At 37.8% G+C, this 23,285-nt stretch carries 36 protein-coding genes; 3 read left to right on the forward strand and 33 right to left on the reverse strand.

Features of this window, described 5'->3' with window-relative positions; genetic code table 11:
• Positions 1–62: 62 nt before the first annotated feature.
• On the forward strand, positions 63–1,280 hold the full coding sequence (aroA, locus tag HH304_RS13385) for a 3-phosphoshikimate 1-carboxyvinyltransferase (RefSeq protein ID WP_169682484.1): 1,218 nt from the start codon (positions 63–65) through the stop codon (positions 1,278–1,280).
• Here aroA and HH304_RS13390 read toward each other — a convergent pair whose 3' ends face one another.
• The 3 genes from HH304_RS13390 to HH304_RS13400 form a co-directional block, all read right to left on the reverse strand.
• Positions 1,281–2,096, reverse strand: a complete 816-nt coding sequence (locus tag HH304_RS13390) for a helical backbone metal receptor (protein ID WP_271711620.1) — start codon at positions 2,094–2,096, stop codon at positions 1,281–1,283.
• A complete protein-coding gene (locus tag HH304_RS13395) occupies positions 2,044–3,114 on the reverse strand; it encodes a M42 family metallopeptidase (protein ID WP_169682486.1) in 1,071 nt (356 codons plus the stop codon). Before HH304_RS13395 ends, HH304_RS13390 begins: the two co-directional genes overlap by 53 nt.
• Positions 3,115–3,179: 65 nt before the next feature.
• Entirely contained in the window at positions 3,180–4,772 is a 1,593-nt protein-coding gene (locus HH304_RS13400) for an acyl-CoA carboxylase subunit beta (protein WP_169682488.1), read from the reverse strand.
• A 133-nt stretch (positions 4,773–4,905) separates the two neighbouring features.
• Here HH304_RS13400 and HH304_RS13405 point away from each other — a divergent pair, with 133 nt between their 5' ends.
• Positions 4,906–5,847, forward strand: coding sequence for a Ppx/GppA phosphatase family protein (locus HH304_RS13405; protein WP_169682490.1), 942 nt, complete (start codon positions 4,906–4,908; stop codon positions 5,845–5,847).
• 3 nt (positions 5,848–5,850) lie between these two features.
• Entirely contained in the window at positions 5,851–6,939 is a 1,089-nt protein-coding gene (locus tag HH304_RS13410; protein ID WP_169682492.1) for an Ldh family oxidoreductase, read from the forward strand.
• A 7-nt stretch (positions 6,940–6,946) separates the two neighbouring features.
• Here HH304_RS13410 and HH304_RS13415 read toward each other — a convergent pair whose 3' ends face one another.
• The 30 genes from HH304_RS13415 to rplB form a co-directional block, all read right to left on the reverse strand.
• Positions 6,947–7,543 (reverse strand): hypothetical protein, encoded by a 597-nt coding sequence (locus HH304_RS13415; protein WP_169682494.1) that lies wholly within the window; start codon positions 7,541–7,543, stop codon positions 6,947–6,949.
• Positions 7,544–7,545: 2 nt separating this feature from the next.
• Positions 7,546–7,860, reverse strand: coding sequence for an FtsB family cell division protein (locus HH304_RS13420; RefSeq protein ID WP_271711621.1), 315 nt, complete (start codon positions 7,858–7,860; stop codon positions 7,546–7,548).
• Between the two features lie 126 nt (positions 7,861–7,986).
• The gene (gene eno, locus HH304_RS13425) at positions 7,987–9,270 is read right to left on the reverse strand and encodes a phosphopyruvate hydratase (RefSeq protein WP_169682496.1); all 1,284 of its coding nucleotides are present in this window, start codon (positions 9,268–9,270) and stop codon (positions 7,987–7,989) included.
• 11 nt (positions 9,271–9,281) lie between these two features.
• On the reverse strand, positions 9,282–10,385 hold the full coding sequence (carA, locus tag HH304_RS13430; RefSeq protein ID WP_169682498.1) for a glutamine-hydrolyzing carbamoyl-phosphate synthase small subunit: 1,104 nt from the start codon (positions 10,383–10,385) through the stop codon (positions 9,282–9,284).
• Positions 10,386–10,474: 89 nt separating this feature from the next.
• Positions 10,475–11,080: a 50S ribosomal protein L17 gene (rplQ, locus tag HH304_RS13435; protein WP_169682500.1), complete on the reverse strand. Its 606-nt coding sequence runs from the start codon at positions 11,078–11,080 to the stop codon at positions 10,475–10,477.
• Positions 11,081–11,085: 5 nt separating this feature from the next.
• Positions 11,086–12,075, reverse strand: coding sequence for a DNA-directed RNA polymerase subunit alpha (locus tag HH304_RS13440; protein ID WP_169682502.1), 990 nt, complete (start codon positions 12,073–12,075; stop codon positions 11,086–11,088).
• Between the two features lie 31 nt (positions 12,076–12,106).
• Positions 12,107–12,709, reverse strand: coding sequence for a 30S ribosomal protein S4 (gene rpsD / locus HH304_RS13445; protein ID WP_169682505.1), 603 nt, complete (start codon positions 12,707–12,709; stop codon positions 12,107–12,109).
• A 26-nt stretch (positions 12,710–12,735) separates the two neighbouring features.
• Positions 12,736–13,128: a 30S ribosomal protein S11 gene (gene rpsK / locus HH304_RS13450; protein WP_169682506.1), complete on the reverse strand. Its 393-nt coding sequence runs from the start codon at positions 13,126–13,128 to the stop codon at positions 12,736–12,738.
• A 44-nt stretch (positions 13,129–13,172) separates the two neighbouring features.
• On the reverse strand, positions 13,173–13,550 hold the full coding sequence (rpsM, locus tag HH304_RS13455; protein WP_169682508.1) for a 30S ribosomal protein S13: 378 nt from the start codon (positions 13,548–13,550) through the stop codon (positions 13,173–13,175).
• 2 nt (positions 13,551–13,552) lie between these two features.
• Positions 13,553–13,669 carry a type B 50S ribosomal protein L36 gene (gene ykgO / locus HH304_RS13460; RefSeq protein ID WP_137089645.1) on the reverse strand — a complete coding sequence of 39 codons (117 nt, stop codon included), beginning with the start codon at positions 13,667–13,669 and terminating at the stop codon, positions 13,553–13,555.
• Positions 13,670–13,673: 4 nt separating this feature from the next.
• A complete protein-coding gene (gene infA, locus HH304_RS13465) occupies positions 13,674–13,892 on the reverse strand; it encodes a translation initiation factor IF-1 (protein WP_169682510.1) in 219 nt (72 codons plus the stop codon).
• Complete coding sequence (map, locus tag HH304_RS13470) at positions 13,870–14,670, reverse strand: type I methionyl aminopeptidase (RefSeq protein WP_169682512.1); 801 nt, start codon at positions 14,668–14,670, stop codon at positions 13,870–13,872. The genes infA and map overlap by 23 nt, the downstream gene beginning before the upstream one ends.
• 3 nt (positions 14,671–14,673) lie before the next feature.
• Positions 14,674–15,990, reverse strand: a complete 1,317-nt coding sequence (secY, locus tag HH304_RS13475; protein WP_169682513.1) for a preprotein translocase subunit SecY — start codon at positions 15,988–15,990, stop codon at positions 14,674–14,676.
• Positions 15,991–15,998: 8 nt separating this feature from the next.
• Positions 15,999–16,445 carry a 50S ribosomal protein L15 gene (gene rplO / locus HH304_RS13480; protein ID WP_169682515.1) on the reverse strand — a complete coding sequence of 149 codons (447 nt, stop codon included), beginning with the start codon at positions 16,443–16,445 and terminating at the stop codon, positions 15,999–16,001.
• Positions 16,442–16,621 (reverse strand): 50S ribosomal protein L30, encoded by a 180-nt coding sequence (rpmD, locus tag HH304_RS13485; protein ID WP_169682517.1) that lies wholly within the window; start codon positions 16,619–16,621, stop codon positions 16,442–16,444. The genes rplO and rpmD overlap by 4 nt, the downstream gene beginning before the upstream one ends.
• A gap of 5 nt (positions 16,622–16,626) precedes the next feature.
• Positions 16,627–17,148 carry a 30S ribosomal protein S5 gene (gene rpsE, locus HH304_RS13490; protein WP_169682519.1) on the reverse strand — a complete coding sequence of 174 codons (522 nt, stop codon included), beginning with the start codon at positions 17,146–17,148 and terminating at the stop codon, positions 16,627–16,629.
• A gap of 4 nt (positions 17,149–17,152) precedes the next feature.
• Positions 17,153–17,506 carry a 50S ribosomal protein L18 gene (gene rplR / locus HH304_RS13495; RefSeq protein WP_169682520.1) on the reverse strand — a complete coding sequence of 118 codons (354 nt, stop codon included), beginning with the start codon at positions 17,504–17,506 and terminating at the stop codon, positions 17,153–17,155.
• 11 nt (positions 17,507–17,517) lie between these two features.
• Entirely contained in the window at positions 17,518–18,069 is a 552-nt protein-coding gene (rplF, locus tag HH304_RS13500) for a 50S ribosomal protein L6 (RefSeq protein ID WP_169682522.1), read from the reverse strand.
• A 10-nt stretch (positions 18,070–18,079) separates the two neighbouring features.
• The gene (gene rpsH / locus HH304_RS13505; RefSeq protein WP_169682524.1) at positions 18,080–18,478 is read right to left on the reverse strand and encodes a 30S ribosomal protein S8; all 399 of its coding nucleotides are present in this window, start codon (positions 18,476–18,478) and stop codon (positions 18,080–18,082) included.
• 89 nt (positions 18,479–18,567) lie between these two features.
• Positions 18,568–18,837 carry a 30S ribosomal protein S14 gene (rpsN, locus tag HH304_RS13510; RefSeq protein ID WP_169682526.1) on the reverse strand — a complete coding sequence of 90 codons (270 nt, stop codon included), beginning with the start codon at positions 18,835–18,837 and terminating at the stop codon, positions 18,568–18,570.
• A gap of 6 nt (positions 18,838–18,843) precedes the next feature.
• The gene (gene rplE, locus HH304_RS13515) at positions 18,844–19,398 is read right to left on the reverse strand and encodes a 50S ribosomal protein L5 (protein WP_169682528.1); all 555 of its coding nucleotides are present in this window, start codon (positions 19,396–19,398) and stop codon (positions 18,844–18,846) included.
• Positions 19,391–19,735 carry a 50S ribosomal protein L24 gene (gene rplX, locus HH304_RS13520; RefSeq protein ID WP_169682530.1) on the reverse strand — a complete coding sequence of 115 codons (345 nt, stop codon included), beginning with the start codon at positions 19,733–19,735 and terminating at the stop codon, positions 19,391–19,393. The genes rplE and rplX overlap by 8 nt, the downstream gene beginning before the upstream one ends.
• Positions 19,736–19,738: 3 nt before the next feature.
• The gene (rplN, locus tag HH304_RS13525; protein WP_137089632.1) at positions 19,739–20,107 is read right to left on the reverse strand and encodes a 50S ribosomal protein L14; all 369 of its coding nucleotides are present in this window, start codon (positions 20,105–20,107) and stop codon (positions 19,739–19,741) included.
• A gap of 2 nt (positions 20,108–20,109) precedes the next feature.
• Complete coding sequence (gene rpsQ, locus HH304_RS13530) at positions 20,110–20,367, reverse strand: 30S ribosomal protein S17 (RefSeq protein WP_169682532.1); 258 nt, start codon at positions 20,365–20,367, stop codon at positions 20,110–20,112.
• Positions 20,368–20,378: 11 nt separating this feature from the next.
• Entirely contained in the window at positions 20,379–20,573 is a 195-nt protein-coding gene (gene rpmC / locus HH304_RS13535; protein ID WP_169682534.1) for a 50S ribosomal protein L29, read from the reverse strand.
• A gap of 4 nt (positions 20,574–20,577) precedes the next feature.
• Positions 20,578–20,997 carry a 50S ribosomal protein L16 gene (gene rplP / locus HH304_RS13540; RefSeq protein ID WP_169682536.1) on the reverse strand — a complete coding sequence of 140 codons (420 nt, stop codon included), beginning with the start codon at positions 20,995–20,997 and terminating at the stop codon, positions 20,578–20,580.
• 46 nt (positions 20,998–21,043) lie between these two features.
• The gene (rpsC, locus tag HH304_RS13545; RefSeq protein WP_169682537.1) at positions 21,044–21,760 is read right to left on the reverse strand and encodes a 30S ribosomal protein S3; all 717 of its coding nucleotides are present in this window, start codon (positions 21,758–21,760) and stop codon (positions 21,044–21,046) included.
• A gap of 2 nt (positions 21,761–21,762) precedes the next feature.
• Entirely contained in the window at positions 21,763–22,155 is a 393-nt protein-coding gene (rplV, locus tag HH304_RS13550) for a 50S ribosomal protein L22 (protein ID WP_169682539.1), read from the reverse strand.
• A gap of 11 nt (positions 22,156–22,166) precedes the next feature.
• The gene (gene rpsS, locus HH304_RS13555; RefSeq protein WP_169682541.1) at positions 22,167–22,445 is read right to left on the reverse strand and encodes a 30S ribosomal protein S19; all 279 of its coding nucleotides are present in this window, start codon (positions 22,443–22,445) and stop codon (positions 22,167–22,169) included.
• Positions 22,446–22,447: 2 nt separating this feature from the next.
• Positions 22,448–23,275 (reverse strand): 50S ribosomal protein L2, encoded by an 828-nt coding sequence (gene rplB, locus HH304_RS13560; protein WP_169682543.1) that lies wholly within the window; start codon positions 23,273–23,275, stop codon positions 22,448–22,450.
• Between the last annotated feature and the right edge of the window lie 10 nt (positions 23,276–23,285).

The raw sequence follows: 23,285 nt of genomic DNA on the forward strand, positions 1-23,285 counted from the left end.
AATATAACGAAAACCGTGCCGAAATTGTTGAAATTAACGAATTAATTAACAATAACTTAATCATGTCCAGTCTCAAGATAGAGAAAAAGAAAAACATTGATAATGTTGAAATAACTCCTGTTGCAAGTAAGAGTGAAAGCAACAGAGCTTTAATAATAGAATCACTTGCCGGAACAACAAATACTATATTAAACCTTTCGGAAGCAAGAGACACCCAAACAATGAACAAGTTGTTAAATACTCAGGAAGACACTCTCGACGTAATTGATGCCGGAACGACAATGAGGTTTTTAACAGCTTTTATGTCTATTAAAGACAAAGCCTCAATTATGACGGGTACCCCAAGAATGTGCCAAAGACCAATCGGCATTCTGGTTGAGGCTTTGAGATCAATTGGAGCAGACATTAAGTATGTTGGTGAAGAAGGATACCCTCCTTTAAAAATTAATGCATTCAAAGGCCAAGCTTCTGATGAAATTTCAATAAAAGGTGATATAAGCTCTCAATATATATCAGCATTATTAATGATAGCCCCAGTGTTACCAAATGGTTTAAAAATCACTATCAAAGGTAAACTAGGAAGCAAACCTTATGTTGATATGACTCTTGGATTAATGGAAGTATATGGAGTAAAAGCTGACTGGACAGACAATATTATCACTATCCCTCATCAGAATTATAAACCAAATCAATACACCATAGAAAGTGACTGGTCTGGTGCCAGTTATTGGTTCAGCCTTGTTTCACTTGCTGATAGTGCTCAAATCAAGCTAAAAGGACTTCGAAAGAACAGCTTTCAGGGTGATCATGTAATTACGTCTATAATGAAAAGCCTGGGTGTAAAATCAGAATTTACGGAAGATGGCATAACACTCACAAAATGCGATCATGATGATGTCATACATATTGATTTCACTCATTGTCCGGATCTTGCACAAACAGTCGCTGTAGTCTGTGCTGCAAAAAAGATTCAGTGTCATCTTAAAGGATTAGAAAGTTTAAGAATAAAAGAAACTGATAGAATTCAAGCACTTCAAAACGAACTGGCTAAAATTGGAGCTACACTTGAAGAAAAAAATGGAGAATGGCTATTGACACCATCCAATGATGACTTACCGGATTTGATAAAAGTAGAAACCTATGATGATCATAGAATGGCTATGGCATTTGCACCTCTAGCTACTAAAATGAATGTAGAAATTGCTGACGGTGACGTAGTAGCAAAATCATACCCAACATTCTGGGATCACATGAAACAAGCTGGTTTTACTATAAGCTAATTATGAATTTAATGTCCTGAAGTAGTCGAATGCACCAAGCATTCGGCTGCCGTACCAGGAAAAATATTCTCCATCAACGATTCTGATTTTAGAATCAGGAAACATAGAAGCTATTTCTGAAAAATGCTTCTCTTTGAATGGATAGGGCTCACTACTTAGTAAAATTTCATCGGGTGTCAATCGTTTTAATGACTCATCTAATATCGGATACCTTGTGTGAGGACATAGATTTTTATACCCGGCATTACCCAGCATCTCCGTAATAAAAGTATCCTTACCTGCAATCATCCATGGATCCTTCCAGATAAAATATAAACAGCTACGCTTTTCACTATTAAGACTTACAGACTTGTTTCTGATTTGATTAACAATTTTATTAGCTTGTACTGACCTAAAGGTAAGCTCACCAATGTCCTTTATCATTCTTAACGCATCATCAATGGTCTGTATATCACTGACATAAACCGGAAACTTTTTTTCGAGTTCAATGATATCAGACTCGTTATTCTCTTCCTTGTTTGCAATGATAAGATCCGGGTTTAAACTTTGGATTTTATCCAGCTTTGGATTTTTTGTTCCTCCAATAATTACCTTTTCCTTTCTCCAAGAGGCAGGATGTACACAAAATTTTGTTATCCCAATAACTTCATCTTCTAGATCTAGATCAGACAACAATTCCGTGAGAGATGGAACCAAAGAAACAATACGAACAGGGAAAGATGGTAACACCACATCCCTGTTCATCATATCTTTTACTATTATATTATTTGATGTATCTGAAGTCATGGCCTGCTTCCAGCTGAAGAACGAATTCATACATTAGGCGAATCACATTTTCAACGTCATCTTTATGAGCCATTTCAACAGTTGTATGCATATATTTTAAAGGCAACGAGATTAAAGATGAAGCAACACCCTCATTACTATACGCAAAAGAATCAGTATCAGTACCTGTTGAACGACTTGCTGCTAACCTTTGAAAAGGAATCTTACTCTTTTGAGCTGTATCAACTACCATTTTCAAAAGATTATTTTGTACTGCAGGACCGTAAGTAATAACTGGCCCTCTGCCACATTTAAAATCACCCTGCTCCTTCTTATTATACATTGGTGAATGAGTATCGTGGCATACATCAGTAATAATTGCTACATCAGGCTTTAGTCGTTGAGCAATCATTTGAGCTCCTCTCAGACCAATTTCTTCCTGTACTGCATTAACAACATAAAGGGTAAAAGGAAGTTCAACTTTGTTTTCTTTTAACCTTCGGGCTACCTCTGCAATCATAAACCCACCAATGCGATTATCAAGCGCTCTACCTGTATAATATCTGTCATTAAGTACAGTAAAATTATCATCAAATGTAATTACACAGCCAACATGAACACCAAGTTTCTCTACTTCTTCTTTGGAATCTGCTCCAATGTCGATACAAATATTTTTCATTGAAGGAGTTTCTTCCTTGTCTTGCTGCCTGATATGGATAGCTGGCCATCCAAACACCCCTTTTACAACTCCTTTTTCAGTATGGATATTGACTTTTTTCGAAGGAGCAATTTGATGATCAGAACCACCATTCCTTCTTACATATATATACCCTTCATCAGTTATATAATGCACAAACCAGCTAATCTCATCTGCATGTGCTTCTATAACTACTTTATACTCTTTCCCTGGATTTATTACCCCAACAGCTGTACCATAAACATCAGTGATATATTCATCGATATATGGCTTCAGATAGTCGAGCCAGATTTGCTGTCCCGGAGTTTCAAAACCGGTAGGCGATGCATTATCTAAATATTCTTTTAAGAACTTAAAACTTTTATCATCCATATTTTCTCTGATTTATGAAAAAGGCAACCTGTAAACAGGTTGCCATATAAAGATATCTTGAATAATTATAGTGGAATATTACCGTGCTTTTTACGAGGCAAATTATCCACCTTATTTTGAAGCATTTCAAAAGCATTAATAAGCTTTTTACGCGTATTATGAGGTAATATAACCTCGTCTACATAACCACGGTGTGCGGCACGATAAGGGTTAGCAAACTTAGCTGTGTATTCATCTATTTTCTCCTGATGCTTAGCATCTCTATCTTCAGCCTCAGCAATTTCTTTTCTAAAAATAATCTCAGAAGCTCCCTTCGCTCCCATAACCGCAATTTCAGCAGTTGGCCATGCAAAGTTGAAGTCCGCACCAATGTGCTTTGAATTCATAACATCATAAGCTCCACCATAGGCTTTCCTTGTAATAACAGTCACTCTAGGAACGGTAGCCTCACTAAATGCATATAAAAGTTTAGCGCCATTTGTAATAATAGCGTTCCATTCCTGATCTGTTCCAGGTAAGAATCCCGGCACATCCTCAAGAACTAATAATGGAACATTAAAACTATCACAGAATCTGACAAATCGAGCTGCCTTCTGGCTTGCATTAATATCTAACACACCAGCTAAAGAAGCAGGCTGGTTCCCAACAATACCAATACTTCTTCCTGCTAACCTGGCAAATCCTACGACAATGTTTTCAGCATAATTTTTATGAACTTCAAAAAACGAATTTTCATCAACAATACCATCAATCACTTCCTTTATGTCATAAGGCTGGTTTGGATTATCAGGAACTATTTCATCAAGTACTTTTCTTGTTTCATCCGACTTCACCTCATAAGGAACTGAAGGAGGTAACTCCTCACAGTTTTGTGGAATATAACTCAACAGTTTCTTGATATTATTTATACACTCAACCTCATTAGCGCATGAAAAATGTGTAACACCACTTTTAGTACTATGTGTGCTAGCACCACCCAACTCTTCTGCAGTAACATCCTCCTGAGTAACAGTCTTAACTACGTTTGGCCCTGTTACAAACATGTATGAGGTATTTTCAACCATCATAATAAAGTCAGTAATAGCTGGAGAATAAACTGCACCTCCTGCACAAGGACCCATAATAGCCGAAATTTGAGGGATTACACCTGAGGCTCTTACGTTTCTATAAAATATATCAGCATATCCTGCCAATGAAACAACTCCCTCTTGAATTCTGGCTCCTCCTGAGTCATTAAGCCCTATCACAGGAATGCCATTTTTCATGGCCAGATCCATTATTTTTACAATTTTCTCAGCATGTGTCTCAGAAAGAGAACCTCCAAAAACTGTAAAATCCTGAGAAAAAACATATACAGGTCTTCCATGGATTTTACCATACCCAGTAACGACACCGTCACCTAAATAATGCTGCTTGTCCAGCCCAAAGTCTTTGGCTCGGTGCATTACAAACTTACCAATCTCTTCAAATGAATTTTCATCAAGCAGAAGCTCAATTCTTTCTCTTGCTGTCAGCTTACCTTTCTCGTGTTGTGACTTGATTCGAGCTTCTCCACCTCCTTGTTCCGCTTCTTTATTCTTTCTTGCTAATAATTCGAATTTTTCCTCTCTTGTTGGTAGAGTATATATAGCTTTATTTTTTTCAGAATCTGAACTCATGTTTTAAAATGGGTTTATTTGTTTATCAAATATAGATAACTTCAGGCTTATACACCCAAAATTTCAAATGCATTCTGTTATGTTTTGTATCGAGTTTAAAAATACCTAAATTTCGCAGATTTTTTAAAAACAAATGGACAATCAAAGAACCGCTGTCATAGATCTGGGCACAAACACCTGGCACCTGCTCATTGTAAGAGTTGTAAACCATCAAATTGAGGTTTTACATAAAGAAAAAATGGCTGTTGGGATTGGTAGAGGTGGCATTTCTAAGGGCTTTATAACTGAGGAAGCACAAAAAAGAGGTTTTGAAGCTATTGGATATTTCAAAAGAGTTATCAATGATCTCAAAGTTGACAATATTTATGCTACTGCAACCAGCGCAATGAGAAATGCTAAAAACGGACAGGAGATTGCAGATGAAATACTGGATAGATTTGGCATCAAGGTTGAAATTATTGACGGAGACAAGGAAGCTGAATATATTTATCATGGTGTAAAATCAGCCTTATATATTGGTGATGACCGATCATTAATTCTGGATATCGGTGGAGGCAGTGTTGAATTTATAATTTGTAATGAAGATAATATCTTCTGGAAGCAATCATTTGAAATAGGTGGGCAAAGACTTGTGGATATGTTTCAGTCATCTGATCCTATGTCTGAAAGCAATATAAATGAATTGAGGAACTACCTGGATATTATGCTTGCGCCTTTAATTGATGCTTGCGAAAAATATCACCCGGTTGTTTTAATTGGTGCTTCAGGTAGTTTTGATACACTAAATGATATTTCTTGTGAGAAATTCCCGTTAAAATACAATAAAATTAAAGCTGATTTATGGCTTGATTTAGATGATTTTGAGGAAATTTACCGCGGACTTATTGGCAAGTCCAGAGAAGAAAGACTTCAGATACCTGGCATGATTCCATTGAGAGTTGATATGATCGTTGTTGCGGTGGTACTCATTAAGTATGTACTCAACACTTTGGAACTAGGAAAAATAAGAATATCTCCGGCATCATTGAAAGAAGGCCTTCTTCAAGAAGTTTTAGTGAAAGAAGAAAGCAAATAAAGCATGACTACTTTATACTCCTATCAGGAACTATACAAATTCGCATATAATATTTTTCTGGCAATTGGATGTGATCCTATGGATGCTGAACAAGCAACAAAAACATTATTGTCAGCAGACTTAAGAGGTGTAGACTCTCATGGCATAGCAAGACTAATTGGTTATGTCCGGCTATGGGAATCTAAAAGGGTAAACCCCAAACCTGAAATTAAAGTTGTTCACGAAACTCCATCTACGGCTGTAATTGATGGCGACAGTGGCCTTGGTCTGGTTGTTGGACCTCAAGCTATGAAATTAGCTATGCAAAAGGCTGAAAATGTAGGAACAGGATGGGTAGCAGTAAAAAACTCAAATCATTATGGGATAGCCGGATATCATAGCATGATGGCCCTTGAAAAAGACATGATTGGTTTTAGCTTTACGAACGCGAGTCCATTAGTAGCTCCAACTTATGGTAAAGAACGCATGCTTGGTACAAACCCTATAAGTGTAGCTATTCCGACGAATAAAGAAACTCCATTCATTGCAGACATGGCAACTACTACAGCTGCGAATGGAAAACTAGAAATATTACAACGAAAGAATCAAGAAGCTCCATTGGGCTGGGTACAAGACCAGGATGGAAACCAGACTACTGATCCTGAAGCTGTAAAATCAGGAGGAGCCTTATTACCACTAGGTGGTTCTCCCGAAAATGCTGGTCATAAAGGATATATTCTTGGCTCTATTGTCGATATTTTATCTGGCGTTTTATCTGGCGCAAACTATGGACCATGGGTACCTCCTTTTGTTAGTTTCCTCCCAGTATCTGACAATCCGGTTGGCGAAGGACTAGGTCATTTCTTCGGCGCTATGAGGGTAGATGCTTTCAGGCCTAAAGAAGATTTCCTAAACCATATGGATAATTGGATTAAGCGTTTTAGAGAAACTAACCCAATTGACAGTAAAAATCAGGTCAAAATACCAGGCGATCCTGAGCGTGAGTTTGAAAAAGAAAGAAGTGTAAATGGTATTCCTTTACTACAGCCTGTTGTAGATAGCCTTAAAGTTTTATCTGAAAAATTAGACGTTGAATTACCTGAAGCTAAATAAATAATTATTATAGCATAATACCGGCTCTAACAACTAATGGACTACCATATGGTGATTTTAAATCATCATGTAAAACATTATACATGACAGATAAAAATACACCTGAACCGGTTCTACCTATTGGCTGAAGGTATCCGCCTCCAAGAAACAAAGAAGGAACCCATTCTCGTTGTTTTCGGTTATCTTCAATAAAGTCAACTCTTAGACTCTCAAATTCCGATCTTAAGAATATATTATCAAGGAGAAAATAATTCGCCCATAGGCTACCACCATAAGAACTGTAGGAGAAGTCACCGTAGAAATTGTCTTCATATTTCACATATAAATAACGAATACCTACACCAGCCATGAATTTACTACTGACAACATAACCAATTGAAGGAGCCGCGTCAATATAAAATGGATTAAACCCAAGCCCTAGATTTCCTCCAAACCTTAATCTTTGTGCAAAAGAAACTTCATCCTCTTGTACAGTAGATTGTCTTTTGGGAGTTTTTTGGGTTTCAGTGACTGTAGTGTCTTTCTTTTCTTTATAATACTCTTGAGAATAAGCTGAGAATGTTAAAAGAAAAATAAATAATAGGCTGGCTGATAGTGTTTTCATATTTAATCTTTATTGTCTACGATAATATAAAGATCTTCTGATTCTTTTTTCATGAAATATCTTTCTCTGGCAAACTTCTCAAGGAGTTCTGTATTACTTAGTAATTCATTACGATCCTTTTCAACCTGTTGAATATTATCCTGATAATACTCCTTCTCTTTTTCCAGATTATTAAGCTTCGAGCGGAGCTTATAGGTAGTTATGAAGTTGGTATTATCAAAAAATAACATCCAAACCAAAAACACTAATAAACTCATCACATAAATATTTGACAATTTACTTTTTAGCCTACTTAAAAATCTTTCCAACTCTAACATCTCAAAAATATTTATACAGTCAAAGATATGTGCTTTTAAGTAAAATAATAATCCTTCCTGACACTTTCAATAAAAAAAGCTGTAAACAATAGTTTACAGCTTTAATACTTTAATTTATTTTTTGACTTACTTACTAATAGTAGGATATTTAGCAACCTCAGCAAGTTCTTCTTCAATTCTCAATAATTGGTTATACTTAGCCATTCTATCACTTCTTGAAAGTGAACCAGTTTTTATCTGACCAGCATTTGTTGCAACTGCGATATCAGCAATTGTTGCATCTTCAGTCTCACCACTTCTGTGACTAATAACTGCAGTAAAACCAGCTCTGTGAGCCATATCAATTGCTTCTAGAGTCTCAGTAAGAGTTCCGATTTGATTAACTTTGATTAGGATACTGTTTGCTGATTTCTCTTCAATTCCTCTTTTCAAGAATTTCACATTGGTTACAAATAAATCATCACCTACAAGCTGACATTTACTTCCAATTTTGCTAGTTAGCAAGTTCCAGCCATCCCAATCTTCTTCTGCACAACCATCCTCGATAGAATCAATTGGATATTTTTCAATTAGTTCAGCCAGATATTCGACCTGCTCTTCTTTGTTTCGCTTTTTACCGTTTTCGCCTTCGAATTTAGCATAGTTATATACACCATCCTCATAGAATTCCGAAGAGGCACAATCTAGAGCCAAAGTAACTTCAGAACCAGGCTTATATCCCGCTCCTTCGATGGCTTTGATTACAGTATCAAGAGCTTCTTCAGTTCCACCAGTGAAATCAGGGGCAAATCCACCTTCATCGCCAACAGCAGTACTTAAGCCTTTTGCTTTCAATATCTTTTTTAACTCATGGAAAATCTCTGTTCCCATTCTCATTGCTTCACTAAATGAAGGAGCACCTACAGGACGAATCATAAACTCCTGGAATGCAATAGGAGCATCTGAGTGAGATCCACCATTAATAATATTCATCATTGGAACAGGTAAAACATGCGCGTTTGACCCTCCAATGTATCGATATAATGACTGCCCTGATTCCATTGCAGCAGCTTTAGCAACAGCAAGAGAAACACCTAAAATAGCATTAGCTCCAAGCTTTCCTTTATTATCGGTGCCATCAAGCTCAATCATAATCTTATCGATCATGTTTTGCTCATAAACATCAAATCCAACCAATTCAGGAGCAATAACTTCATTTACGTTATCAACAGCTTTAAATACACTTTTACCCCCGAACATACTCTTATCCCCATCTCGTAATTCAACCGCTTCATTTATGCCCGTACTGGCTCCAGATGGAACTGCTGCCCTACCTACAAAACCATTTTCTGTAGTTACGTCCACTTCAATTGTTGGATTCCCACGTGAGTCCAGAATTTGTCTGGCGTGGATACTTTCGATTAAACTCATAGTTTTTGTTTTTAGTTCATTAACGCGATAAAATCATCAAATAAATACAGTGAATCATGAGGACCAGGTCCAGCTTCGGGGTGATATTGTACAGAAAAGACTTTTTTATCTTTAATTCTGATACCTTCTACTGTATTATCATTGAGGTTAATGTGTGTTATTTCAACATTTGGATGTTTTTCAACTGACTCCATACTCACAGAGAAACCATGGTTTTGAGAGGTGATTTCACTCTTTCCTGTTAAAAGGTTTTTTACCGGGTGATTTAATCCTCTATGACCATGGTGCATTTTATATGTTTCAACATCGTTAGCCAAGGCAATCATTTGATGACCAAGACAAATGCCAAACATTGGACTTCCACTTTCTTGAATCTCTTTAACTGTTTTGATAGCATATTCAGTTGCAGCCGGATCACCAGGGCCATTACTAATAAAATATCCCTTTGGTTTCCACTCACTCATTTCCTTGAATGAAGTTTGAGCAGGAAATACTTTACAGTAAATCCCTCTTGAAGTCATATTCTGTAGAATACTTCTTTTGCAACCTAAATCAAGAACAGCTACTTTAATTCCATTTGGATCACCAACAAAGTAAGGCTCATTTGCAGTTACCTTTGTACTCAATTCAAGGTTTAGCATTGAAGGGACTTTTTTTAATTCCTTCTCCAATTCTTCTTTGGTGTGGTATTCAGAACTAATGATGCAATTCATTGCACCTTTTGTCCTTACATGTTTAACTAACTTTCTTGTGTCAAGGTCAGCGATACCTACTACCTTATTTTCAACTAAATAATTATGGAGTGTTTCATCAGAAGTTTTTCTACTTCCTTTCCAAGAAAACTCATTTACTATAATTCCACTAATTTGAGGATGCTCAGACTCTTCTTCTTTATCGATAACATTGTAATTACCAATGTGTGAAGTAGTGTTAATAATTACCTGTCCATAATATGAAGGATCGGTATATATCTCCTGATAACCGGTCATCCCTGTATTAAAACAGATCTCACCGCCTGCAGTACCGGAGTACCCAACAGATATACCATGTAAAAGAGTACCGTCTTCAAGTAATAAGCTTGCCTTAGAATGTGGATTATACTTGGCTGTAGTCATAATGTATTTGTGAAATATGATTTGTGCAAAAATAAAAAAGGGAACAAACAAATGTTTGTTCCCTTTGAATTTTATTTGGTAAATATGTATTATTCACCTTTATCTTCAGTATTTTCTTCAGAAGATTTTGATTTTGGCTCAGCTTTTTTAGCTTCTTTCTTAGGAGCAGCCTTTTTAGTTTCAGCTTTTGGCTCTTCAGATTTAGCTTCAGCTTTTGGCTCAGCAGCTTCTTTTTTAGATTCTGCCTTAGCACCTGTAGATTTTGAAGTTGAAGAACCACCTCTTCTACTTCTTCTAGTTTTCTTACCTGCAGATTTTTCTTCAGTAAGCATTAACTCATTGTAGTCTACAAGCTCCATGATACACATTTCTGCATTATCACCTAAACGATTGTTCATTTTGATAATTCTAGTGTATCCACCTGGTCTGTTTGCAACCTTATCAGCTACTTCGTTGAATAATGCATCAACAGAATGTTTGTTTTGTAGGTAGCTGAAAACAACACGACGAGAGTGAGTAGAATCTGCCTTTGCTTTAGTGATCAAAGGCTCTACATATTTTCTAAGCGCTTTTGCTTTAGCAACAGTCGTCGTGATTCGCTTATGTAGTATGAGAGAACTAGCCATATTAGAAAGCATTGCCTTTCTATGAGATGCAGTTCTGCCCAAATGATTGATTTTTTTTCCGTGTCTCATTTTTCTTACTCTTCGTCAAGTTTATACTTCGACAAATCCATTCCAAACGTCAAACCTTTTTCTTGAACTAATTGCTCAAGTTCAGCAAGAGACTTTTTACCGAAGTTACGGAACTTCATCATATCAGAGATTTCCAATCTTACTAAGTCTCCAAGAGTTCTAACATCAGCTGCTTTAAGGCAGTTGTAAGCTCTTACAGATAAATCAAGATCACTCAATGAAGTTTTCAATAACTTACGCATGTGAAGCATTTCTTCATCAACTTGCTCAGGCTCACCAGACTTCTCAGTTTCAAGAATCATATTTTGATCTGAGAATAGCATAAAGTGCTGAATCAAAATGTTTGCAGCTCCTTTTAGTGCATCTTCCGGGTGAATAGATCCGTCAGTTTCAATGTCAAGCACTAACATTTCATAGTCAGTTTTTTGCTCAACACGAGTATTTTCAACGCTGAACTTTACATTTTTGATAGGCGTGAAAATAGCATCTATTGGAATATATCCGAATACCTGCTCAGCTGGTCTGTTTTCTTCAGCTGGTAAGTACCCTCTACCCTTATCAACAGTTAATTCGATTTCGAAATTAACAGACTCGTCCATATGACAAATCACCAAGTCTGGGTTTAGAATTTCGAAGGCAGAGGTATTTCCACCGATATCTGCAGCTTTAAATTCTTTGCTACCACTAACCTTTACTGTGATTTTATTTTCAACAAGATCGCCTACTTTTTTAAACCTCACCATCTTAAGGTTTAGGATGATCTCAGATACATCCTCTACTACCCCTTCGATAGAAGAGAATTCGTGTAGAACGTCCGGAACTTTAATACCGGTGATGGCGTACCCTTCCAATGAGGAAAGGAGAATTCTTCTAAGCGCATTACCTATGGTAACTCCATAGCCCGGTTCAAGTGGTTTGAATGTAAAAAGCCCGTGAAAATCATCTGCTTTCTCCATCGCCACCTTTTCGGGCATTTGAAATGCTAAAATGGACATATTTTTCGAGTCTTTATATTAAGTCAAAGGATTATTTAGAGTACAATTCAACGATCAATTGTTCCTTAATGTTTTCAGGAATCTCTTCACGCTGAGGCATTGTTACGAATTTACCAGCAAACTCTTTTCCATCCCATTCTAGCCATGAAAACTGCTTTCTTCCAGCAGCAAGAGAGTTAGTGATAGCTTCCAAAGATTTACTTCTTTCACGAACTCCTACTACATCTCCTTCTTTCAAAGAGTAAGATGGTATGTTAACGATTTCTCCGTTAACTGTAATGTGTTTGTGTGAAACAAGTTGTCTTGCACTCCTTCTAGTAGGCGCAATACCTAATCTATAAACAGTATTATCTAATCTAGCTTCCAATAATTGAAGAAGAACCTCACCGGTTACACCCTTCTTTCTGGTAGCTTTTTCGAATGTATTTGAGAATTGCTTCTCTAATACACCATAAGTATATTTCGCCTTTTGTTTTTCTGCAAGCTGAATTGCGTATTCAGACTGCTTTCTTCTGCGGCTACGTCCGTGTTGTCCCGGACCGTAACTTTTCTTTTGAAGCGCTTTGCTAGGACCAAAAATCGCTTCTTGGAATCTACGGGCAATTTTAGCCTTTGGACCTGTATATCTAGCCATTATTTTTTTCCGTTCAGTTAATTAAATTAGACTCTTCTTCTTTTAGGCGGACGACATCCGTTGTGAGGTAGAGGAGTAATGTCTTTAATCATTGTAACCTCAATACCAGTGTTTTGAATTGTTCTGATTGCTGATTCTCTACCAGCTCCAGGACCTTTAACGAATACTTCAACCTTACGAAGACCTAGATCGTATGCTTTTTGAGCACAATCTTGAGCAGCAGTTTGAGCAGCATAAGGTGTGTTCTTTTTAGAACCCTTAAAGCCCATTTTACCTGCAGAAGCCCATGAAATAACTTGACCGGCCTGATTGGTCATTGAGATTATAATATTGTTGAAGGTGGCTTTAATGTGAGCCTGTCCAACTGCCTCAACAACTACTACTCTCTTTTTTGCTTTATCTTTTCTTTTTTGAGCCATATTTCACTACAATTTTCAGGAAGGTAATCCTATCCTACTTACTATTATTTAGTAGCTTTTTTCTTGTTAGCAACAGTTTTACGCTTACCTTTTCTAGTTCTAGAGTTATTCTTAGTCTTTTGACCACGAACAGGTAAACCTTTTCTGTGACGTAATCCTCGGTAACAACCGATGTCTAATAGACGTTTAATGTTAAGCTGAATTTCTGACTTTAGTACACCTTCTACTTTAAAGTTTCCAGTGATGGCGTTACGAATCGCTGTAGATTCGTCGTCAGTCCACTCGCTTACTTTTTTGTTCTTATCAACCCCGGCAGTAGACAAAATCTTTTGAGCTGAACTTTTTCCTATACCGAAGATATATGTAAGGGCAATTTCTCCCCTTTTATTATCCGGAATATCGACTCCTGCAATACGTGCCATAATTATCCTTGTCTTTGTTTAAACTTAGGGTTCTTTTTGTTAATAACGTACACCTTTCCTTTACGGCGTACGATTTTACAATCGCTGCTTCTCTTTTTTACGGATGCTCTTACCTTCATGACTTTATTTGTATCTGTAAACGATTCTACCTTTTGTTAAATCATACGGAGACATCTCTAATTTTACTCTGTCTCCTGGTAATATTTTAATGTAATTCATCCGCATTTTACCCGAAATGTGCGCGATAACTTCGTGCCCATTCTCAAGCTCCACGCGGAACATCGCATTTGACAATGCTTCGGTGATTGTACCGTCTTGTTCAATCGATGATTGTTTCGCCATATTGTTCTTTTAAATAATCTTCAATATATTGATGCGTTGTTAAAATTTCTGCCTCACCTTCCTCGGTAATGGCAATTGTGTGCTCAAAATGAGCACTTGGTAATCTATCTGCAGTTCTTATAGTCCATCCGTCGGATTCCTGGATTATTCCTTTCTTCCCTAGATTTACCATTGGTTCTACTGCTAATACATAACCCGGCTTTAATTTAGCTCCACGACCTCGTTTCCCATAATTGGGTACTTCAGGTTTTTCATGTAGATTCTTACCAACACCATGGCCAACAAGTTCTCTTACAACTGAATAACCTTCTTTTTCGACAAATGATTGTACAGCATAGCCTATATCACCGATCCTGTTTCCGGCTACTGCAGCATGGATCCCTTCATATAAGGATTGGCGAGTAATACGAATCAGCCGCATTATATCTTCGCTTACTTCACCTACTGCATAAGTATACGCACAATCACTGTGGAAGCCTTTATAAAAAACGCCACAATCAATTGAAACTAAATCACCATCTTTCAAAACGTACTCACCGGGAATACCGTGAACGACGTTTTCGTTCACTGATATACAAAGTGATGCGGGAAACCCGCTATATCCCAAAAAGGACGGATGTCCTTGATGATCCTTAATATATTCTTCAGCTATCTTGTCTAGTGCTTTTGTACTTATTCCAGGTTTTACTGCTCTGGCTACTTCACCATGAGCCCTTCCTAAAATATCGGCACTTTCCCTTATGATCTCTATTTGTTCTTTCGACTTTACAGGTATCATAAATTAGACAGCAGCTGCTTCTGAGCGCCCTTTAACTTTCCCAGATTTCATCAACCCTTCGTAATGGCGCATTAATAAATAACTTTCAATTTGCTGTAGAGTATCCAGAATTACACCAACCATGATCAATAAGCTGGTTCCACCATAAAACTGTGAGAACATTGGTGAAACACCTGCTAATGTTGCGAATGCTGGTAAAATTGCTACAATCGCTAAGAATAATGATCCTGGTAGAGTGATTTTAGTTAATACACTATCTAAATACTCTGAGGTATCCTTACCTGGTTTAACACCTGGAATAAATCCACCATTTCTCTTTAAACCATCGGCAATTTCAGTTGGATTAACTGTGATTGCTGTATAGAAGAAAGTAAATAGAATAATTAATATAGCAAAAGTGATATTATATACTGGTGTCTGGTAATTTGAGAACGTAGTAACAAAATAGTTACCCAGATCTGTGTCCTGAAAAGGTTGAGCAAAAAGTGCGGGTAAGAACATCAATGCCTGAGCAAAGATGATAGGCATTACACCAGAACTATTTACCTTAAGTGGAATATACTGTCTCTGTCCTCCATAAGCTCTTCCTCCAGATACATGCGCTTTTGCATAATTTACAGGAATTCTTCTTACAGCTTTAGTTAGAGCTACAACAGCCATAACTACAAAGAATAGAGCCACCATTTCAATAACGAAAAGAATTATCCCTCCCTGATCACCTTTTGAAGTAGCTTCAAAGATTAGTGAATTAGGGAATCTTGAAATGATACCGATCATAATTAACATCGAAATACCATTTCCAATACCTTTATCAGTAATTCTTTCACCAAGCCACATACAGAACATAGTTCCTGAAGTAAGAATGATGGCAGAACTTATTTTGAAAAACAATGGGTCAACAACCACTGCTTCCTTCGGAATATAAGCCGTAAGGTAACCAATTGATTGACCCAATGTTATTATAATAGTTAAAACTCTTGTGATCTGAGTCAATCTTTTACGACCGCTCTCCCCTTCTTTTTGCAATCTCTGGAAATGAGGTATTGCTATGGTTAGCAATTGAACTACGATCGATGCCGAAATATAAGGCATAATACCAAGGCCAAAAATCGCTGCATTATTAAATGCTCCACCTAAAAAGCTGTCTAAGAGACCGAAAATTCCGTCTGCTTGTTCAGGTAATAGGTCTGGATTAACGCCAGGTAAAACGATAAAAGACCCAAGGCGGAAAATAATTAAAAAGCCAAGGGTATTAAGGATCCTAGTTCTTAGTTCCTCAATCGAAAAAATGTTCCTAATGGTCGTAATAAACTTTTTCATTCCTCTAATTAAAGTGTTGTTACTGTTCCTCCTGCCTTTTCAATAGCTTCTTTAGCTGAAGCTGAAAATTTATGAGCAGTAACCGCTAATTTAGCCTTTAATTCTCCTTTACCAAGAATTTTGATCAAATCATTTTTCTGAGCGAAGCCATTATCGATCAAAACTTGGAGATCTACAGTTTCTATTTTTTTGTTATCAGCTAACTCTTGTAATTGGTACAAGTTAACTGGCTTGTATTCAACTCTGTTAGGATTTCTGAAGCCAAACTTTGGAACCCTTCTTTGAAGAGGCATCTGACCACCTTCAAATCCTGCTTTGCTGCTATATCCTGATCTAGATTTAGCACCTTTATGTCCTCTTGTTGACGTTCCACCATGTCCTGAACCCTGACCTCTACCAATACGTTTAGTACTTTTAGTTGATCCTGCGGCTGGTTTTAAAGTATGTAATTTCATATCTCAGTTACATTTACCAAGTGACTAACTTTATTGATCATACCCGCTATTTGAGGAGTTTTTTCTACCTCTACGGATTTGTTGATACGTCCTAGGCCCAGAGCTTCAATAGTTCTAACCTGTCTTTTTGGACGACCAATCGTACTTCTTACTTGCGTTATTTTAACCTTCGCCATAATCTTTAACCGTTAAAAACTTTTTCAAGTTCAACACCTCTTGTTTGTGCCACAGTGTAGGCATCACGTAATTTTGACAATCCATTGAAAGTTGCCTTAACTACGTTATGTGGGTTTGATGACCCTTTTGATTTAGCGAGTACGTCTGTAATTCCTGCACTTTCAAGTACAGCACGCATAGCACCACCGGCGATTACTCCAGTACCGTGAGATGCAGGTTTGATCAATACTAGTCCACCACCGTATTTACCAACGGTTTCGTGAGGAACAGATCCTTTTAGTACAGGGACTTTGATCAGATTCTTTTTAGCATCGTCAATGCCTTTTGTGATAGCATCAGTTACTTCATTAGCTTTACCTAATCCGTAACCTACTACTCCGTTACCATCTCCTACTACAACAATTGCAGAGAAACTGAAACGTCTACCACCTTTTACTACTTTAGCTACACGCTTAATTGCAACGACCCTTTCTTTCAGGTCCAATTCACTCGCTTTTACTGATCTTATTGTACTACTTTGTGACATATTCTTAGAATTTTAGGCCTCCTTCTCTAGCACCATCTGCTAGTGACTTTATTCTGCCATGGTAGCGGTATCCACTACGATCGAACACGATAGTCTCGATGCCATTTGATTTTGCTTTTTCAGCAAGTTTTTTACCTACAGTACTTGCATCTTCTACATTGAAGTTCTTCTTTGAAGGATTCAACTCTTTTGAAGAAGCAAATGCAAGAGTGTTACCGTTGATGTCATCGATTAACTGAGCATAAATTGACGTATTACTTTTGTATACGCTCAAACGAGGACGCTCAGCTGTACCACTAATTTTTTTACGTATTCCTCTTCTTATTCGTAATCTGCGGTTATATTTCTTAATAGCCATATTACTTCTTATTATTTAGCAGCTGTTTTACCTGCTTTACGTCTAATTCTTTCACCTACAAAGCGAATACCTTTACCTTTGTAAGGTTCAACTTTTCTTAGTGATCTAATTTTAGCTGCAACCTGCCCGATTAATTGCTTATCGTTACTTTCAAGAGTTACGATAGGGTTTTTACCTTTTTCAGTAGCAGCATTCACCTTAACCTCTTCAGGTATCTCAAAGAAAATACTGTGAGAGTAACCTAGGTTAAGTTCTAGTAACTGACCTTGAGCTGCAGCTTTGTAACCTACACCCACAAGTTCTAGTTCTTTTTTATACCCGGCTGTAACACCCTCGATCATGTTGGCAACTAATGCACGAGTTAAACCGTGCATTGCCTTATGCTTCTTTTGCTCAGATGGACGCTCAAATGAAACTACTCCATCCTCGATAGACACACTTATCTCCTCGCTCAAAACCTGAGTCAATTCGCCTTTCGGTCCTTTGACAGTTACTTCTCCAGGTTTGTGAGTTATTGTTACACCTTCAGGTATATTTATCGGTTTTTTACCAATTCGTGACATAATTTCCTTATTAGTATACGTAGCATAAAACTTCACCACCGATATTCTGTGTACGTGCTTCCTTGTCAGTCATCACTCCTTTACTAGTAGAAATGATAGCTACACCAAGTCCGTTTAATACACGTGGTAATTCGGAGGCTTGCGCATATTTTCTCAAACCAGGCTTACTAACACGCTCTAGATGAACGATAGCAGGAGCCTTGGTTACAGGGTTATACTTTAACGCGATTTTAATTGTGCCCTGTACATTCACATCATCTTCGAATTTATATCCCTGGATATACCCTTTGTCATGAAGGATTTTAGTCAATTCCTTCTTAATATTCGAAGCCGGAAGCTCTACCACACGGTGGTTAGCTTTCTGCGCGTTTCTAATCCTTGTTAAATAATCTGCTATTGGATCAGTCATCTTTAATCAATAATATCGTTAAGCCTGATTTGAAACAGGCGTGCAAAGATAAAGAACTTTTCTTATAAATAAAATAAAAGCGCTGATAATTACCAGCTTGCTTTAGTTACACCCGGAATTTTACCTTCCAGAGCCATTTCTCTAAATGTTACCCTTGAGATACCAAACTTTCTCATGTAACCTTTAGGACGGCCGGTTAATTTACATCTGTTGTGTAATCTAACCGGAGAGGCATTTCTTGGAAGTTTATCCAGTCCAACGTAATCGCCTGCAGCCTTAAGTTCTGCGCGTTTCTTAGCGTACTTTGCTACAAGTCTTTCACGCTTTCTTTCACGAGCTTTTAATGCTTCTCTTGCCATAATTTCTTATTTGTTTTTGTTTACGAAAGGCATTCCAAGCGCTTTCAACAGTTCGTAACATTCTTCGTCAGTTTCGGCAGTAGTAACAAACGTAATATCCATTCCGTTTATTTTTTTAACCTGATCGATACTGATTTCAGGGAAAATAATCTGCTCTTTTACGCCCAATGTATAGTTTCCACGACCATCAAAACCTTTATCACTTACACCACGGAAGTCTCTTACACGAGGTAAAGCAATGTTTAATAATCTATCAAGGAATTCATACATGCGCTCACCTCTCAAAGTAACTTTTGCTCCGATTGGCATTCCTTCTCTTAGCTTAAAGTTAGAGACAGAATTTTTCGCTATAGTAGCTACAGCTTTCTGACCGGTGATGGCAGTTAACTCTTCAACACCAACATCAACTAATTTTTTATCGGCAACAGCAGCACCAATACCTTTGTTGATACAAATCTTGGTGATCTTAGGCACCTGCATTACAGATTTGTACTGAAACTTTTCTTTCAGTGCAGGTGAAATCTCGTTTAGATATTTATCTTTTAATCTAGGATTAGCCATTTTTAATTACCTCTCCGGTTTTTTTAGAATAACGTTGTAGTTTACCGTTTTCATCAACTTTACGTCCTACTTTAGTAGGCTCGCCAGTTGCTGGATCAACCAACATTAGGTTGCTCATGTGAATAGGTGCTTCAACCTTTTCGATACCGCCTTCTGGCTTAGTAGCTGATGGCTTAACATGTTTAGTAACAATATTAACACCTTCAACGATGGCACGATATTTTGAAGGGATCACCTCTAGAACTTTTCCTTCTTTACCGTTGTTATTTCCAGCAATAACTTTAACAGTATCACCCTTACGGATGTGGAATTTATTTGTTTTGTGTGCGTTCTTCATAACTTAAAGTACTTCAGGAGCTAAAGAAACAATTTTCATGAATTGCCTTTCACGAAGTTCACGTGCAACAGGCCCGAAAATACGGGTTCCTCTAGGCTCGTCATTGTTATTCAGCAGCACAGCGGCATTGTCTTCGAAGCGAATATAAGATCCGTCTTTACGACGTACCTCTTTCTTCGTACGAACAACAACAGCTCTTGAAACTGTACCTTTTTTCAGGTTGCTTGATGATAGTGCAGATTTTACTGTAACGATGATCTTATCACCAACAGAAGCGTATCGCTTTCCAGTACCGCCAAGTACTCTTATACAAAGTACCTCTTTAGCACCACTGTTATCTGCAACGTTAAGTCTAGACTCTTGCTGTATCATGATTACTTCGCTCTCTCAATGATTTCTACTAATCTCCACCTTTTGTTTTTTGACATAGGTCGAGTTTCCATGATTCTTACTATATCTCCTATTCCGCACTCATTATTCTCATCGTGCGCAGTGAATTTGCTGGTCTTACCAACAAATTTACCGTAGATAGGATGTTTTTCTTTACGATCTACAGAAATGGTAATAGTCTTCTGCATTTTATTGCTAACAACTTTACCTATTCTTTCTTTTCTTAAATTTCGTTTCTCCATTGCCTTTTACCTTATTTAGCAATTTCTTTTGCTCTGAGTTCTGTATTAAGACGAGCTATTAACCTTCTTGTTTCTCTAATCTTCATTGGATTTTCAATTGGAGATATTTCATGAGCAAATTTAAGTTTGCTCAATGATTCGGTTTCCTCGTTAATTCGAGCTTGTAGCTCTTCGGCTGTCAGAGATTTAATTTCACTCGTTTTCATACCCTTATTCAGTATAGTCTCTTCTTACAACAAATTTTGTACTGATAGGTAGCTTTTGCTGAGCTAATCTCATTGCTTCCTGAGCAAGTGCACGTGGCACTCCACCAGCTTCGAATAAGATTGTTCCAGGCTTAACTGTAGCCACCCAATACTCTGGAGCACCTTTACCCTTACCCATACGAACCTCTGCAGGTTTCTTTGTAATAGGCTTATCCGGGAAGATACGAATCCATACTTGACCCTGACGTTTCATTGCACGGGTCATCGCGATACGAGCAGCTTCGATTTGGCGAGATGTGATCCATCCTGGCTCAAGCGATTTAATCGCAAAAGAACCAAATGCAATGGTATAACCACGTTGAGCTATTCCTTTAACTCTACCCTTCTGCTGCTTTCTAAATTTTGTTCTTTTAGGTTGTAACATTTTTAAAATTTGTTAACGTTCAGCAATCATTTAAAACCTGCGTCGGTTAGCGTTTTCTACGTTGACGTTTTCTACCGCCTCCGCTGTTGTTATTACCTTGATTTGAACCACCTCCAACATTAGGTGATAAATCACGCTTGCCGAACACTTCACCTTTAAAGATCCAAACTTTAATACCGATAATACCATAAACTGTATCGGCTTCAGAAACGTGATAGTCGATATCTGCACGTAGGGTATGCAAAGGGATACGACCTTCTTTATATTGCTCAGTACGAGCCATTTCAGCGCCACCAAGACGTCCGCTAACTTTGATCTTAATTCCTTGAGCTCCAACTCTCATTGCAGAAGAAATAGCTTGTTTCATAGCTCTTCTGTAAGAGATACGAGCTTTAAGCTGTTGTGCAATGCTGTCGCCTACAAGTTTGGCATCTAACTCTGGGCGTTTGATCTCAAAGATATTGATCTGAACATCTTTACCAGTTAACTTTTTAAGCTCTTCTTTGATCCTGTCAACTTCAGAGCCACCTTTCCCGATAACGACTCCGGGGCGGGCAGTGTGAATGGTAAGTGTGATACGCTTAAGGGTGCGTTCTATAACTACTTTAGAGATACCACCTTTTGGTATCCTAGCTGCTACATATTGTCTTATTTTGTGGTCTTCTACTAGCTTATCGCTGAAGTCCTTACCTCCAAACCAGGCAGAATCCCAACCTTTGATTATTCCAAGTCTAAGACCTATAGGATTTACTTTTTGTCCCATTCCTATTCGTTGTTATCTTTTTCCTGATTATTTTCTGCTGTGTGATCTACCGACTGAAGGCTATCAACCACAATTGTTACGTGATTAGAGCGCTTTCTAATACGGTGTGCACGGCCTTGTGGAGCCGGACGAAGTCGCTTAAGCATACGACCACTATCTACGAAGATTGTCTTAACATATAAGTCAGCTTCTTCCAAATCAGCATCTTCATTTTTTTGTTGCCAATTTGCGATAGCAGAAAGTAACAATTTTTCAAGCTTGGCAGAACCATGCTTGGAATCAAACTTTAATATATTCAAGGCTCTGTTCACTCTTTCTCCACGGATCATATCCGCAACAAGACGCATCTTGCGTGGTGAAGTAGGCACATTGTTTAATTTAGCTATTGCTTCCATCTTTTAACCGCTTATCGTTTGCCTTTATCCTTTTTATTCACATGCCCTCTGTAGGTACGTGTTGGGGCAAATTCACCTAATTTATGTCCTACCATGTTTTCAGTAACATAAACAGGGATAAATTTATTTCCGTTGTGGACCGCAAATGTGAATCCTACAAAATCCGGCGAAATCATTGATCTTCTTGACCAGGTCTTGATCACTGATTTTTTGCCGCTTTCATTCATGGCATCTACTTTCTTTTCGAGCCTGAAATCAATATATGGTCCTTTTTTTAATGATCTAGCCATAATTATTTTTTCTTCCTTCTACTGATGATTAATCTGTCAGAGTATTTCTTTGGTTTACGAGTCTTCAAACCTTTAGTGTATAGACCGTTTCTTGATCTTGGATGTCCTCCAGAAGAACGACCTTCACCACCACCCATTGGGTGATCAACAGGGTTCATAACTACACCACGTACACGTGGACGTCTTCCTAACCATCTGTTACGACCTGCTTTTCCTAATCTCACATTCATGTGATCAGAATTACTAACAGCACCAATCGTAGCAAAACATCTGGTTAATACTCTTCTTGTTTCACCTGAAGGAAGCTTAATTGTAGCATAGTTTCCTTCACGAGCTAAAAGCTGAGCATAAGATCCTGCACTTCTAACCATTGAAGCACCTTTTCCAGGCTGTAATTCAACATTATGAATGATTGTACCTAGAGGAATGCTAGATAATGGTAGAGCATTTCCTACCTCAGGAGCTACACTTGCACCAGCGATGATTTGTTGTCCTTCTTTTAATCCTTCAGGAGCAAGAATATATCTCTTCTCTCCATCAGCATAGTACAACAACGCGATGAAAGCTGTACGGTTCGGATCGTATTGGATAGCCTTTACCGTAGCAGGTATGTCTCTCTTATCTCTTTTAAAATCTACAATTCTATATTTTTGCTTATGACCACCACCAATGTAACGCATTGTCATACGTCCCTGGTTATTACGGCCACCTGATTTAGTCTTACCAACAACAAGAGATTTCTCTGGAGCCTCTTTGCTGATAGCACTGTAAACAGGAGCTAATCTGTATCGTTGTCCCGGAGTTACCGGTCTTAATTTTTTAACTGCCATTTCTCAGTTG

The sequence above is a fragment of the Marinigracilibium pacificum genome (assembly GCF_012926615.1).
GTDB classification, from domain to species: domain Bacteria; phylum Bacteroidota; class Bacteroidia; order Cytophagales; family Cyclobacteriaceae; genus Mangrovivirga; species Mangrovivirga pacifica.